Below are 13,238 nucleotides of genomic sequence, written 5' to 3' on the forward strand. Positions count from 1 at the left end.
ACTGATACAATGCACCAAGACAATATTATTACAAATTAAAATTTGCATTGCTCATTTTTGAGTTTTAGCTCATATGCTTTCTGTTCAGACATCAGTTTTATTTTTACATAATAAGGATTTTGGCGTTGGAATTCATTTTCAAAAAGTAAATGACAATTTTCAAGCATTCCTTCCATCAAAAGTTGCTGAGTTTTTTCTTTACCCATACTATTTGAAAACTGATTAAAATCTTTAGATGTAATTAAACCTTGCAAATCAACATGATCATGATACATATGAATTTTCTCAATCACTGTGTTTTGGTCGACTTGTACAGGCAGCACGCGAGAGTCTTCTTCACTTAACGCAGTTAAAACATCATCTAAATTTTGTTGATCTAAAATTTTATAATCCTGTCCAACCAAACTCTTTTGAATCAAATAATCATCTAATTCAGTTGCATAACTACTTTGAGAAATGAGCATGTACACTGACATTGCGAATAAAGAAATTATTTTAAATTTCATTTGAATTATACACATATTAAAAATATGGATTTTATTATACTGAAACAAAAAATAAGCACCATAGTTGGTGCTTATTTATCTTAAAACAAAACAAATTAGTCTTTGTTTAAATTTTCATTGATTAAAAATTCAACTAAGGCTTTTTGTGCGTGTAGGCGATTTTCTGCTTCATCCCAAACCACAGCATTTTTGTGATCCAGCATATTTTCAGAAACTTCTTCACCGCGATGTGCAGGTAGGCAATGCATAAATAGACAATCTGGATGTGCTAAATCCATTAATTTTTCATTCACTTGATACGCAGCAAACGCTTTTTCACGAATTTTTTGTTCTTCTTCTTGGCCCATACTTGCCCAAACATCCGTCACGATCAGATCTGCATTGACCGCTGCGTCTTCTGCTGATTCAAAAAGTTCTACGCAATGTGCAAATTCTGAAAGAAATTCAGGTTTTGGTTCATAACCTTTCGGTGACGCGATTTTTAACTTAAAGCCCCACATATGCGCAGCTTCAATATATGAATTACACATATTATTGCCATCGCCAATCCAAGCCACAGTTTTACCATTGATCGAACCACGATGTTCAACAAATGTTTGTACATCCGCAAGTAACTGGCAAGGGTGGTGGTCATCAGTTAATGCATTGATAACCGGGACTGTTGAATATTCAGCAAAACGTTCAACAATATCATGACCAAATGTACGAATCATCACGATATCAAGCATGCTCGAGATCACACGTGCAGAATCTTCAATTGGCTCACCACGACCCAATTGAGTGTCGCGTGATGAAAGGAAAATTGCACTGCCTCCAAATTGGCTCATACCAGCTTCGAAAGATACACGAGTACGGGTACTCGACTTTTCAAAAATCATCCCCATGACTTTTCCAACAAAGGGTTGAAATACTTCGTTGTTGTGTTGTTTTCGCTTTAACTCTTGAGCACGTTCAATGATACGGTTAAGTTCAGCAGTGGATAAATCACGTAAAGTAAGAAAATGTCGTAGAGCCATGGTTACTCCACAATAATTGTTTAGTCAAAACCAATAGGGAAATTGACCAACAATTCATTGTTGGTGGTTGATGAAAATAAAAAGGAGAATCAGCTAATATACTATATGAATATGAAAACGCAAAAAAATTAGACCTTTTGATGGCCCTCTAAGAAGCGATCTACACAATAACTTACGCAATTGAATATTTCTTGATCAGATTCTTTGATTTCAATCCCCATTAAAATTCGCCATTCCAAATTTCTAAGAATTCCAAAATAAAATTGTGCTGAAAATAAAGGATTTGCACAGGTTAATATTTGATTTTCTACACAACGTTCCAAGGCACATGCAATAGAGTGTTGTACTTGCTTTGGTCCTTTTTCATGAATATAGACGGCCAATTGAGGGTCTTTTTGTGAACGTTCTAAGACCAAGCGTATAAAAGCAATATTTTCCGGAATGATCATATGCTTATAAAAGTTAATCAAGGTATTGATCAAATATGCTCTGAGCTCATTCAACGCGGGGTTAAATGGAATGCAGATATCTTTAAAGAATAAATCACGACGATAGTCACAGATCGCTGTAAATAGACCTTCTTTACTACCAAAATATTTGTAAATCGAGGCTTTTGATCCGCCTGCATGATTCACGATGTCATCTAAAGATACCGCATCATAACCGTGCTCTAAAAAAAGATCGTTTGCACTAATCAGTAATGCCAAGCGACGCTCATGCCCACGTTTAGTTTGTGGAAAATCACATCCTGTAGCTTCAACTTGTGCTAAATCTTCGTTCATAAATTACTGAGGAAAAATGGGTTGTCACTATTATATCAAAGATGTCAATAAATTTCTTAGCAAACGTGCTATTGGAAAAAATGATTAAAAAAAGTGCATAAAAATGAAAAAATGAATCAAAATTCATTTTTCTTTGACTAAAGTTTTAGAGTAATATACCTAAATGGTCATATGCGAAATATAAATTATGGCTATACTCAAAACTCAATAAACAAGTGACCACTGTGGAAGGGAATATGACACAACAGACGTCTGCAGGCTTAAGATTTAGACAAGCTCTAGAAGTGGAAAAACCATTACAAATCATTGGTACAGTCAACGCTTATGCAGCGATGATGGCGAAACAGGTGGGTTATAAAGCCATCTATCTTTCAGGTGCTGGTGTGGCAAACTATTCTTATGGTTTACCTGATTTAGGGATGACCAGCTTAGACAACGTATTGGAAGATGTTCGTCGTATTACAGAACGTGTAGATACACCATTACTTGTTGATATCGATACAGGTTGGGGTGGTGCATTTAATATTGCACGGACAATTAAACAAATGATTAGTGCGGGTGCGGCAGCTGTCCATATTGAGGATCAAGTTGCACAAAAGCGTTGTGGCCATCGTCCAAATAAAGAAATTGTTTCTCAACAAGAAATGGTTGATCGCATTAAAGCAGCAGTTGATGCAAAAACAGATTCAAACTTTGTTGTGATGGCACGTACAGATGCATTGCAAAAAGAAGGTTTGCAAGCCGTGATTGATCGTGCTTGTGCATGTGTCGAGGCGGGTGCAGATGCGATCTTTGCTGAAGCAATGACCGACATTACCATGTATAAAACAGTCTGTGATGCAGTAGGTGTCCCTGTTCTTGCAAATATTACAGAGTTTGGTGATACACCTTATTACACCACCCAAGAGTTAGCTGAACAGGGCATCAGCATGGTGCTATATCCATTGTCTGCAACACGTGCAATGCAAAAAGCAGCCCTCGAAGTTTTTCGTTCAATTCGTGAAAATGGTACACAAGTTAATGTACTGGATAGCATGCAACAACGAAAAGAACTTTACGAATTCCTTGATTATCACACTTTCGAAAACACCCTAGACAAACTGTTCACGCAGGAGAAATAATAAAATGGCTGAAGGAAAAGTACTTACAGGCGCTGGATTGCGCGGTCAAGTTGCAGGTAAAACAGCACTTTCTACAGTAGGTAAGAGTGGCGCAGGCTTAACTTATCGTGGTTATGATGTGCAAGACCTTGCGGAAAATTGCCAATTTGAAGAAGTTGCATACCTTATTTTCTTTGGTGAATTGCCTACAGCAGAACAGTTGGCGACATATAAAGCCAAATTAAAATCACTTCGCCAGTTACCGCAAGCTTTAAAAGAAGTGTTGGAACGTATTCCTGCTGATTCACATCCAATGGATGTGATGCGTACAGGGGTTTCAATGTTAGGAAATCTGGAAACTGAAAAATCATTTGATCAACAGCAAGATGTGGCAGATCGTATTCTTGCAACTTTGCCAGCGATCATTTGTTATTGGTACCGTTTTAGTCATGATGGTGTACGTATTGAAGAAAATACCGATGACGATTCAATCGGTGCACAATTCTTGCATTTACTACGTGGCGAAAAGCCAAATGAATTACATGAACAAGTAATGAATGTTTCATTAATTCTTTATGTTGAGCATGAGTTTAACGCTTCAACATTTACTGCACGTGTATGTGCTTCAACATTGTCTGATATGCACTCGTGTATTACTGGCGCAATTGGTTCACTGCGTGGTCCTTTGCATGGTGGCGCAAATGAAGCTGCGATGGAAATGATTGAAAACTGGACATCTCCAGAACAAGCTGAGCGTGAAATGCTGGGTAAACTTGAACGTAAAGAAAAGATCATGGGCTTTGGTCATGCGATCTATAAAGACAATGACCCACGTAATGGCATCATCAAAATTTGGGCTGAGCGTTTAGCAAAAGATGTTGGTGATACAGTGCTTTACCCAGTATCAGTACGTTGTGAAGAAGTGATGTGGCGTGAGAAGAAATTGTTCTGTAATGCAGATTTCTTCCATGCATCTGCATATCATTTCATGGATATTGCAACAAAACTATTCACACCAATTTTTGTGATGTCTCGTGTTACGGGTTGGGCAGCGCATGTAATGGAACAACGTGCTGACAATCGTATTATTCGTCCAAGCGCAGATTATACTGGTCCAGAGCTCCGTAAAGTTGTACCGATCACTGAACGTTCAGCAGCATAGTCCATTAATCAAGATTGATAAAAGCAGTAAAAATAAAGCCTCCTAAGAGGCTTTATTTATTGGGGAAGTTGACCGGTAGGAAATAAAACAACAGCTTCTTCACGGCTATATCCTTCATCAAAAGGTAAGCTGAGTGATTCAAAAGTAATCAGCGCCCCTTTGTTTTTTGGCAGTTCAAAAGCCTGTTTAAGTTTAATTTCTGGACTGTAACTGGTTAAATTCTGTTGAATACTTTGATATTGCGGACTGGATATTGTAAATATCGAGCCATAAATTGTTTTAAATGAGTCAGAGCTTTCAGTATCAGAAGGTCTTTGTTCGAGTAGATTAACGTTAAAGTCTTGAAGCGCGATTTTTTTTAGCGGTTTGAGCTGAGTCTTTATGCTTGAAAGTTTTTGCTGAAAGCTTTGTTGATCTGTAATACCTGTAAAATTTTCATCATATTTGAGCAGATCATAGCGTTTTTCACTCAGTGAATAGCGATAAACTTTTGGAATGTCATAGCTTGCTGAGTTTTCAAGAATTAAAACCGCTTTTTTATCTGAATCATAGCCGAGGACTTCAAGTGAAATATTGCTATCACTTTTTGCAAAAGCGAGAGCGCTAAAACTAAGTAAGAGCGTTGATGTGATTATTTTTAACACGATTTATCCTCATTATTGTATTGGTAAGAGCAAAATAGCATCTTCAACATCATAGCCTGTTTCTTCTGGAATGCCGAAATATTTAACCACAATCAGTAGCTTATTTTGTTTTGGTACACTATAAGTTTGAGAAATCTTCACTGCATTGCCATAGTTTAAAGCGACTTGGTTATGACTTTGCAGAGATGCTGATTTAAGGTTGTATGTGGTTTTATATTCTGTAATCTTCTGCGAATCATCGTACCATGCACTGATTTTTTTGGTTTGATTTTTGATGATCTGAACTTTTGCAGTATTGGCATTTCCTATAAGTAACGGTGTTAAACGCTTTTTAATTTTATTTAGGTCTTTTTCAAACTGGATAGCATCTTGATCATAGTCAATTTGATGCGTTTTGGGATTGATATATAACGATTGTACTTCAATCAACTTGTCAGGTGTTTTACTGTTGAGCTGATAATAGTATAACTGCGGCAAGCGCCCACGCTCATCTTCATAGTGTCTTAACAGATAAAGTTTTTGTTGTTTTGCTTCATAACCCAATACTTCTATTGTTTGTCCACCACCGACAGTTGCATAACAATGTAATGACGTTGTAAGGATAGTGGTGGTGATTATGTGTTTTAGAAATTTCATCCGCAAATATTCTTGATGTGTTTTAAGATATCTTGCTTAAATATTGTTTAAATTAAAATGGTGTTTGAGTAAAAATAAAAGCCAATATAAACTTAAAAAATGCGGAAGAATCAAAAACAGAAGATTAGGCTTCTTTTAACTATATAAATGCTAGATATAAAAAAAGGAGATCATGATGATCTCCTTAATGAAATTTCGCTTGCAAATAATTAGAAATGTTCAGCAGTTGCTAAGTTCCACATTCTAAAATAGAAGTTTTCTTCATCTTTATTTTCACAACTGAGCAATTCGCCGTCTTTCATCCAAAAGTGCAATTGAGCATAGTTTTTGATTTCACGGTCATTAATTCGTTGTGCCAAATGATGTGCTTTAATCTCAGCAGGATGTTGTAAGCCAGCTGCAGCAATCATTTCCGCAAGCGCTTTTAAGGTGTTTTTTTGGAAACTAAACACACGGTCTGCTTTAGATGGCACATCAAGTGCTTTTTGACGTTCTTTGTTCTGTGTTGCAACGCCAACAGGACATTGGTTGGTATGACAACTTTGTGCTTGGATACAACCCACCGCAAACATAAAGCCACGTGCAGAATTGACCCAGTCGGCACCCATAGCCATCGTACTGGCAATATCAAAGGCACTGATAATTTTACCACTTGCACCAATCTTGATTTGCGAACGTAAACCTGCGCCAATTAAGGTATTGTTTACAAATAGCAGGCCTTCACGTAAAGGCGTACCCATATGATCAATCAGTTCAATAGGGGCAGCACCTGTACCGCCCTCTGAACCATCAACTACAATAAAATCTGGGGTGATTTTGGTCAGCAGCATGGCTTTTACAATGCTCATAAATTGCCAAGGTTGCCCGATACACAATTTAAAACCAACCGGTTTACCGTTGGATAGCTCACGTAATTGCTGAATAAAATGCATCATTTCAATAGGGTTGCTAAAAGCAGAATGTGTTGCTGGAGAAATACAATCCACATCCATAGAAACCCCGCGTATTTCGGCAATTTCTTTGGTGATTTTATCTTTAGGAAGAATACCGCCGTGCCCTGGTTTTGCCCCTTGTGATAGTTTGATTTCGATCATTTTGATCTGAGGCAAAGCCGCTTGTTGCTTAAATTTTTCAGGATCAAACTTACCATCTAAAGTACGGCAACCAAAATAGCCACTGGCAATTTCCCAAACAATATCACCACCCGGTTCAAGGTGATAAGGACTTAAGCTGCCTTCACCTGTGTCATGATAAAAGTTGCCTTTTTTTGCACCAGTATTTAAAGCAAGAATGGCATTTGCACTCAAACTACCAAAACTCATTGCTGAGATATTCATGATCGAAGCGCTATAAGGTTGTGAGCACTGATCATTACCAATACTAATTCTAAATGTATTAAAATCAGCAGGTGTTTTGGGTGTCATCGAATGGGTTAAAAAACGATAGTCATCTTGATAGACATCAATAATTGAACCAAAAGGCTTATCTGCATTTTCATTTTTAGCACGTTGATAGACTAAGCTTCTTTGTGCACGTGAAAAAGGTAAGGCATCATCATCAGATTCAATGAAATATTGACGAATTTCAGGACGTATATCTTCAAAGAAAAATCGGAAATGTCCCATTAAAGGGTAATTTCTTAAAATAGAATGCTGTGTTTGGATGATATCGGCAAAGCCAATTGCGGCCAATATGGATGAAATAATCCAAGCTAAATTCAGTACAGTATCTGAAAAAAAGTAATAAATATAATGACCTTCGTTAAAGAAAATAATCCAAGTCAAATATAAAGATACAAATATACAAAGGAACCAAACGGAATAACGGGAGAAAAAAGTATTGAGAAGTTGATGTCGAATTGCTTGAGCAGGACTTGCCATGAAGTAAATATCTCATTCTTTATATAGCGCTAAATTGCCCAAATTGATGAAAAAGCTCAAGTAATGATTTGTTAGACTTGAGAATGGTTCTAGATTAATAATTGAATGATTTATTTTCTAAACAATTTGAGTTAATTTAACTGAAATATTTATTCAATATGCGATGAAAACAAAAAGGAATCGAAAATGTTTGAAGAGTTTCTGACAAAATTGTTAAACCCTAGTATCAGTTTTTTAGCCATTTATGTTTCTGTGATCGTTGCTATTGCTTATATCGGGCTGTTCTTCCAGTTTTTTAAAATAAAAAATCTAAAGCAGGAAAATGAGACATTAAAGCATCAGTTAAGTTCTCAAGCTCACTCAAATATCAGCTTGAGTAAGGATGAGGGAATTATTTCTTAAAATTATGCTGAAAGTAAATTGATAGAAATAAAGCCTGAATTTTCAGGCTTTATTTGATAAGTTTTAATTATTTAGCTTTGAAATTTTGACAGTAATTATATGATCGACCTTACTTCTGATGTAGAACAGGAATTATTAACAGCAATGGACAACTATAAAGCCATTGCTGAAGTGCTTATTGATAAATTAATTACAGAAACAGACCAGCCTGAAAAAGAAAAAATTAACGCAGGACACTATTACGAAATACAAGATGCTGATTTTTTAAATGGACAAAAAACGCTATCGGAAGATTGGTCTTTTTTTGTGCATGGAGAACACTGTATGTTTGAGAATTTAATAACAGGACAAATTCTTGAAGTTTCGCTTGGAAACAAAGAAAGTATTGGCAATCTTGACCCATATTTCTTTTATAATTTTCTCAAGACAACAGTTGAATTCAATCACTTAACAAAATACTTCGTTAATCCCTTTAGTAGTACTTTAGACTTTTTTGAAAAACTTGAACGACAAAAAATATTGACAATAGATTTCGGAGTTTATCGAAAACTATGAGAAAAAATAGTCTGATAAAAGGACAATAAAGTCACAGCAAAGTCTTTATCTCTAGTGGGATGAAGTGTTTAATTTTACTTTGGTTAAGTCCTCAAGCTCACTCAAATATCAGCTTGAGCAAGGATGAGGGAGTTATTTCTTAAAATTATGCTGAAAGTAAATTGATAGAAATAAAGCCTGAATTTTCAGGCTTTATTTAAGCGTTTGTCCCGTCCTAGATAAGGTTGACACTTTCTAAACTTAAATTTGGAGAGTGTAATGAAAACAATAGTTAAAAGAACACAAAGAGATTACAGCTTAGCTTTTAAATTATCAGTCGTAGATCAAGTTGAAAAAGGTGAAATGACTTATAAACAAGCTCAGAGTAGATATGGTATTCAAGGGCGTTCAACTGTTTTAGCTTGGTTAAGAAAGCATGGTAGATTAGATTGGAGTCAAGGCACCCCATTACGTCATGGAGAAAAACAAATGTCTGATCCTTTACCACTCACACCCGAACAAAGAATCAAAGAGCTTGAACAACAGTTATATGAAACAAAAAGAAAAGCAGAGTTATTTGAATCCATTATAAATATACTCGAACGAGATTACGGAGTAAGCACTACAAAAAAGCCACAAGGCAAGCCATTAAAGAAAAACAAGCGATAGGTTTTAGTATCACTGAATGTTGCCATTATCTTGATATCACTCGACAAGCTTATTACAAACAATGCCAGCAATCGAACCTAAGATATAGATATGAACAAAATGTATTAAAGCAAGTTCGACAAGAAAGAATGTTTCAGCCTCGTATTGGAACAAGGAAACTCCATTATTTACTGAATACGATAATAGGTATCACTATTGGTAGAGATCGATTGTTTGATTTACTCAGAGATCATCGTTTATTAGTACAACCTAAACGCGCATATCATAAGACAACAAATAGCCACCATCGTTTTCACAAGCATCCTAACTTGGTTAAGTTTGGAATTGGGCAAGTGATACCACAGAAACCAGAGCAACTTTGGGTTGCAGATATAACCTATCTTCCTATAGAAACAGGAGAAGCTTATCTGAGCCTAATCACTGATGCTTGGTCTAGAAAAATAGTGGGTTATCATGTGGATGACAATTTAGGTGCGGAAGCTGTTAGCCAAGCATATATCAAGGCATTAAAGGAACGTAAAGCACCACAATATTCACTAATTCATCATTCAGATCGAGGCATACAATATTGTTCAAAGAAATATCAGGAATTACATCAGAAACATAATATTCGATGTTCTATGACCGATGGATATGATTGTTATCAGAATGCTTTAGCTGAAAGGGTCAACGGTATATTGAAGAATGAATATTTACTTCATAAACCAAAGAATCTTGAAGAAGCTAGGCGAATGGTTGCAGAGTCTATAGAAATTTATAATGTCCGTAGACCGCATATGTCGCTAAAATACAAAACGCCCGATGAAATGCATCGAGCGTTTGTATGAAATAAGTGTCAACCTATTTCAGGACTAGACAGTTACATTGTTAGAGTTAGATTACGAATTTTATTCGTCAGTTGGAACAAGCATCAAGATAGATTCATTTAATAATCCAGCAATGTCCTCTAATATTTCATCATCAGACAATTCATGATTGAGTTTGACACTTTGTCCATCTGCAATCTGCTTTAAATGGGGTGCAAATTGTTCAGAAATACAGATCGATTCACCATTTGCCCAGAATAATAATTCATGATCCTGTTCAAGATAAATTAATCGAGAGGCTGGCTCAATTTGTAGTAAATAGCCTTGTTCAAGAACTTCTTCTAAATCTCCAGTGCCAATCGCTTCAGCATCTGGAATATTTTCAGGGTACTTTGCTTCAGCCATTAGACTCATAATGGCATCTTCTAACACTTTAGAATTATTTAATTTTGCCAACAATTCAGTTTTTAAATAATCGAGTTCAACTTGTGTCACTTGCCCAATCGGGTTTTGTTTATTCCGTAAGATGTCGATAAGCGGATTACGTAGTTGCTGGTCTTCGACAAATTTATCGCTGACACGGTCCATCATGTCGGCAATATTTGGCATACGGAAACCAAAAGAGTAGGTTAGGCAATCGTCTTCTGCGACACCGTAATGCGACAATCCTGGTGGGACATAAAGTAAATCGCCTGGCGCTAAAACTTCATCAAAATTGATCTCCATTTCTGGAAGTAGCTTTAACGGCTGTCCTTCAACAAATTCAGATTCAGCATCACACATTTGTCCAAGTTGCCAACGGCGGTGTCCATAACCTTGTACAAGAAATACATCATAAAAGTCAAAATGCTGACCTACAGAACCACCTTTAGCAGCATAAGAGACCATAATGTCATCACGACGCCACTGTGGAATAAAAGGAAATTTCTTCCAAAGCTCTGCTAAATCAAATGAATAGTGATCAACAGCTTGAATCAATAAGGTCCAAAGCTTTGGCATTTTTTGAAAATCACCTTTGATGAGTGGTGATGATTTTACTGACCATTGATTTGGATCTTTGTCTTTTTGCTTAATCAGGCGTGCTGTGATGTTTTCATCCAGAGCAAGCTCCATGACATCATCTGGAACAAGGATATTGGCAATTTCAGGTAAAGCATTACGAACCAATAAAGGTTTTTTTTGCCAGTATTCTGAGAGGAATAGTTCAGCAGTAATTCCGCCAAGAACATCTAAAGGTAGGGACATGAAAATAGCCTAAGCAAATTTGAATCTATAATATGGCTATTGTCTTATGTTAAGTAAAAGGGTGCAAGTTGATTTCTAAACCATAATTTTTAAATGTTGATAGCAGGTTTTGTTACATATACATTCAAAAGTTGAGTTGTTTCCAAATCATCCAAATTGAAATTACGATTTGCTACAAGCTGAATCAATCGGTTTCGCTTATGAAGTTTAATTAACTTTATTGCTACTTAAATAACAAATAAGATATATACAGATCTGTATAGATAAACAAATAAACTTTTAAGTCTACTGAGTAAGATTTAGAAAACTTAACAATAACTGATGTCGAATAATATTTACTCTGCTTTAGAGCAACTTGGGTTATCTGCCCAAAAACGAGTTTTGCATATCCAGTTTAGCAATCCTGATTTGACAGCCCAAGTGTTCCTTCAACGTATTGATGGAACACATGCCATTAACAATGGGGTCAGTTTACAACTGATTTGTTTGTCTACGTCAATGAATATTTCCTTAAAGAAATTTATCGGTAGCCAAGTGGCTGTGGGTATTGTGAATGATAAATCTGAACTCAATCGAATTTCAGGGATTGTGACCCAAGCTGAAGTGGGTGCAAGTGATGGATCTCTTACAATTTTTCGCCTGACTGTAGAAGACCCAACAGCACTATAATGAACGAGACATAGATTTCCTTACTCGTTTGATGAGAAGTGAAAATATTAGCTGGTTGATTGATGAAGCACAGCTTAAAGTATCGGATTTCACGTCAGGCGACACATGAGCTGACATCGGTGTGTTCTATAAAACAGATAGTTAGATAGCTTCGCGACAACCAGTTTCATGAAAATACGACTAATAAGATAACATTTTGTGAGGAAAACGATACATAAGATGAAATTTTGATGAGCGGCATATTTTGACACCTAATATGAGTTGGAATATTGTGTTTAAATAATAATTTTTACCAAAGTTAAAATTTAACAGTGTAGTTGTGATTCAACACCCACCAGCAAATGTTGAAAGCTAAATATCAATGACTATTTTAACAAAAAATCCAAAAGAAGAGTGTTTTGGCTTTCTTTAGTAACTATATGGTTTAAAGCTTTAATGCAAATTAATAAACTTTAAATAATTGATTTTTAATATATTATAATTGATTATGATTAGGTGATTACTCAGTTTGGGTTAGTCGTTAGTATCAGTTACGGCAATAAATAAGCGATTACACAAATAAATTAGATTGGAGTGCCTACTCTCTTTTAATTGACCACTATACATGCTAAATTGTGTTATCTATTAACACAAAAGAAGAGTCTTATGCCTAGAACAACAAGTGTAACTATTGGCTCACAACTTGATGAGTTTGTCACCAGACTCATTGAATCGGGGCGTTATGGCTCAACGAGTGAAGTTATGCGTTCAGCATTACGGTTATTAGAACACCAAGAGAATCAAGCGATGGCTCTAAGAAGGGCTATTGAAGCGGGTGATGAAAGTGGAGAAAGTGATCTCAACTTAAAAGATATAGCTGCCAAAGTTAAACTGAAACACAATGTATAAACTATCTAATTTGGCGGTAGAAGACTTTACAGCAATTTATGAATATACATTGCTTAACTTTGGTGTCATGCAAGCTGATAAGTACACTGAACATTTAGAGAGTACATTTAACCTTTTAGCCACTTCACCACTAATAGGGTATGAATGCGCAGAAATAGGAGCGAGTGTACGTCGGCATGATCATCATCAACATGCTGTTTTTTATCGCATCCAAGATCAAAATATTTTTATTATTAGAATACTTCATCAGCAAATGCACCCAATGAAGCACTTTTTTGATCTATAGAATAAGAGATTAG

Annotated in this window: 14 protein-coding genes and 1 pseudogene; 8 read left to right on the forward strand and 7 right to left on the reverse strand. The window is 36.0% G+C overall.

What is annotated here, in order from left to right; genetic code table 11:
• Positions 1 to 35: 35 nt before the first annotated feature.
• The 3 genes from MTO68_RS10995 to MTO68_RS11005 form a co-directional block, all read right to left on the reverse strand.
• A complete protein-coding gene (locus MTO68_RS10995) occupies positions 36 to 506 on the reverse strand; it encodes a hypothetical protein (protein ID WP_347814810.1) in 471 nt (156 codons plus the stop codon).
• 95 nt (positions 507 to 601) lie between these two features.
• The gene (gene argF / locus MTO68_RS11000) at positions 602 to 1,522 is read right to left on the reverse strand and encodes an ornithine carbamoyltransferase (protein ID WP_004720705.1); all 921 of its coding nucleotides are present in this window, start codon (positions 1,520 to 1,522) and stop codon (positions 602 to 604) included.
• 128 nt (positions 1,523 to 1,650) lie between these two features.
• Positions 1,651 to 2,304, reverse strand: a complete 654-nt coding sequence (locus MTO68_RS11005; protein WP_004720703.1) for a TetR/AcrR family transcriptional regulator — start codon at positions 2,302 to 2,304, stop codon at positions 1,651 to 1,653.
• Positions 2,305 to 2,540: 236 nt separating this feature from the next.
• Here MTO68_RS11005 and prpB point away from each other — a divergent pair, with 236 nt between their 5' ends.
• Both prpB and prpC read left to right on the forward strand, forming a co-directional pair.
• Positions 2,541 to 3,425, forward strand: a complete 885-nt coding sequence (gene prpB / locus MTO68_RS11010) for a methylisocitrate lyase (RefSeq protein ID WP_004720700.1) — start codon at positions 2,541 to 2,543, stop codon at positions 3,423 to 3,425.
• Between the two features lie 4 nt (positions 3,426 to 3,429).
• Positions 3,430 to 4,566, forward strand: coding sequence for a 2-methylcitrate synthase (prpC, locus tag MTO68_RS11015; RefSeq protein ID WP_244015893.1), 1,137 nt, complete (start codon positions 3,430 to 3,432; stop codon positions 4,564 to 4,566).
• A 56-nt stretch (positions 4,567 to 4,622) separates the two neighbouring features.
• On the opposite strand, the gene MTO68_RS11020 is transcribed toward prpC, so the two are convergent.
• From MTO68_RS11020 to MTO68_RS11030, 3 genes are all read right to left on the reverse strand, one after another.
• Complete coding sequence (locus tag MTO68_RS11020) at positions 4,623 to 5,210, reverse strand: hypothetical protein (RefSeq protein ID WP_244015894.1); 588 nt, start codon at positions 5,208 to 5,210, stop codon at positions 4,623 to 4,625.
• A 12-nt stretch (positions 5,211 to 5,222) separates the two neighbouring features.
• Positions 5,223 to 5,846 (reverse strand): hypothetical protein, encoded by a 624-nt coding sequence (locus MTO68_RS11025; RefSeq protein ID WP_244015895.1) that lies wholly within the window; start codon positions 5,844 to 5,846, stop codon positions 5,223 to 5,225.
• A 209-nt stretch (positions 5,847 to 6,055) separates the two neighbouring features.
• Complete coding sequence (locus tag MTO68_RS11030; RefSeq protein ID WP_004821337.1) at positions 6,056 to 7,726, reverse strand: FMN-binding glutamate synthase family protein; 1,671 nt, start codon at positions 7,724 to 7,726, stop codon at positions 6,056 to 6,058.
• Positions 7,727 to 7,912: 186 nt separating this feature from the next.
• Between MTO68_RS11030 and MTO68_RS11035 the strand changes: the two genes are divergently transcribed.
• From MTO68_RS11035 to MTO68_RS11045, 3 genes are all read left to right on the forward strand, one after another.
• The gene (locus tag MTO68_RS11035; protein WP_244015896.1) at positions 7,913 to 8,128 is read left to right on the forward strand and encodes a hypothetical protein; all 216 of its coding nucleotides are present in this window, start codon (positions 7,913 to 7,915) and stop codon (positions 8,126 to 8,128) included.
• A 99-nt stretch (positions 8,129 to 8,227) separates the two neighbouring features.
• Positions 8,228 to 8,683 carry a hypothetical protein gene (locus MTO68_RS11040; RefSeq protein ID WP_004821343.1) on the forward strand — a complete coding sequence of 152 codons (456 nt, stop codon included), beginning with the start codon at positions 8,228 to 8,230 and terminating at the stop codon, positions 8,681 to 8,683.
• A gap of 258 nt (positions 8,684 to 8,941) precedes the next feature.
• A protein-coding gene (locus tag MTO68_RS11045; RefSeq protein WP_244012906.1) for an IS3 family transposase occupies positions 8,942 to 10,158 on the forward strand; the annotation gives its coding sequence in 2 pieces (ribosomal slippage) (positions 8,942 to 9,287 and positions 9,287 to 10,158; 1,218 coding nt in all).
• A gap of 60 nt (positions 10,159 to 10,218) precedes the next feature.
• On the opposite strand, the gene MTO68_RS11050 is transcribed toward MTO68_RS11045, so the two are convergent.
• The gene (locus MTO68_RS11050) at positions 10,219 to 11,382 is read right to left on the reverse strand and encodes a cupin domain-containing protein (protein WP_244015897.1); all 1,164 of its coding nucleotides are present in this window, start codon (positions 11,380 to 11,382) and stop codon (positions 10,219 to 10,221) included.
• Positions 11,383 to 11,703: 321 nt separating this feature from the next.
• Between MTO68_RS11050 and MTO68_RS11055 the strand changes: the two are divergent.
• The 3 genes and pseudogenes from MTO68_RS11055 to MTO68_RS11065 all read left to right on the forward strand — a co-directional run.
• Positions 11,704 to 12,136: pseudogene (locus tag MTO68_RS11055) on the forward strand (contractile injection system protein, VgrG/Pvc8 family); the annotation flags it as partial.
• Positions 12,137 to 12,696: 560 nt separating this feature from the next.
• The gene (locus MTO68_RS11060; protein WP_004821348.1) at positions 12,697 to 12,939 is read left to right on the forward strand and encodes a type II toxin-antitoxin system ParD family antitoxin; all 243 of its coding nucleotides are present in this window, start codon (positions 12,697 to 12,699) and stop codon (positions 12,937 to 12,939) included.
• Positions 12,932 to 13,225, forward strand: coding sequence for a type II toxin-antitoxin system RelE/ParE family toxin (locus MTO68_RS11065; RefSeq protein WP_056510969.1), 294 nt, complete (start codon positions 12,932 to 12,934; stop codon positions 13,223 to 13,225). The genes MTO68_RS11060 and MTO68_RS11065 overlap by 8 nt, the downstream gene beginning before the upstream one ends.
• The last annotated feature ends 13 nt before the right edge of the window (positions 13,226 to 13,238 follow it).

Origin of the sequence: Acinetobacter sp. NyZ410, from assembly GCF_022828975.1 — a bacterium.
GTDB lineage: Bacteria > Pseudomonadota > Gammaproteobacteria > Pseudomonadales > Moraxellaceae > Acinetobacter > Acinetobacter guillouiae.

Excerpts from the sequence above, each read along its gene's own strand:
- MTO68_RS10995 (WP_347814810.1), bottom strand. The coding sequence starts at position 506 with ATGAAATTTAAAATAATTTCTTTATTCGCAATGTCAGTGTACATGCTC.
- prpC (WP_244015893.1), top strand. The coding sequence starts at position 3,430 with ATGGCTGAAGGAAAAGTACTTACAGGCGCTGGATTGCGCGGTCAAGTT.
- MTO68_RS11065 (WP_056510969.1), top strand. The coding sequence starts at position 12,932 with ATGTATAAACTATCTAATTTGGCGGTAGAAGACTTTACAGCAATTTAT.
- MTO68_RS11050 (WP_244015897.1), bottom strand. The coding sequence starts at position 11,382 with ATGTCCCTACCTTTAGATGTTCTTGGCGGAATTACTGCTGAACTATTC.
- MTO68_RS11025 (WP_244015895.1), bottom strand. The coding sequence starts at position 5,846 with ATGAAATTTCTAAAACACATAATCACCACCACTATCCTTACAACGTCA.
- MTO68_RS11005 (WP_004720703.1), bottom strand. The coding sequence starts at position 2,304 with ATGAACGAAGATTTAGCACAAGTTGAAGCTACAGGATGTGATTTTCCA.
- MTO68_RS11030 (WP_004821337.1), bottom strand. The coding sequence starts at position 7,726 with ATGGCAAGTCCTGCTCAAGCAATTCGACATCAACTTCTCAATACTTTT.
- prpB (WP_004720700.1), top strand. The coding sequence starts at position 2,541 with ATGACACAACAGACGTCTGCAGGCTTAAGATTTAGACAAGCTCTAGAA.
- MTO68_RS11060 (WP_004821348.1), top strand. The coding sequence starts at position 12,697 with ATGCCTAGAACAACAAGTGTAACTATTGGCTCACAACTTGATGAGTTT.
- MTO68_RS11040 (WP_004821343.1), top strand. The coding sequence starts at position 8,228 with ATGATCGACCTTACTTCTGATGTAGAACAGGAATTATTAACAGCAATG.
- MTO68_RS11035 (WP_244015896.1), top strand. The coding sequence starts at position 7,913 with ATGTTTGAAGAGTTTCTGACAAAATTGTTAAACCCTAGTATCAGTTTT.
- argF (WP_004720705.1), bottom strand. The coding sequence starts at position 1,522 with ATGGCTCTACGACATTTTCTTACTTTACGTGATTTATCCACTGCTGAA.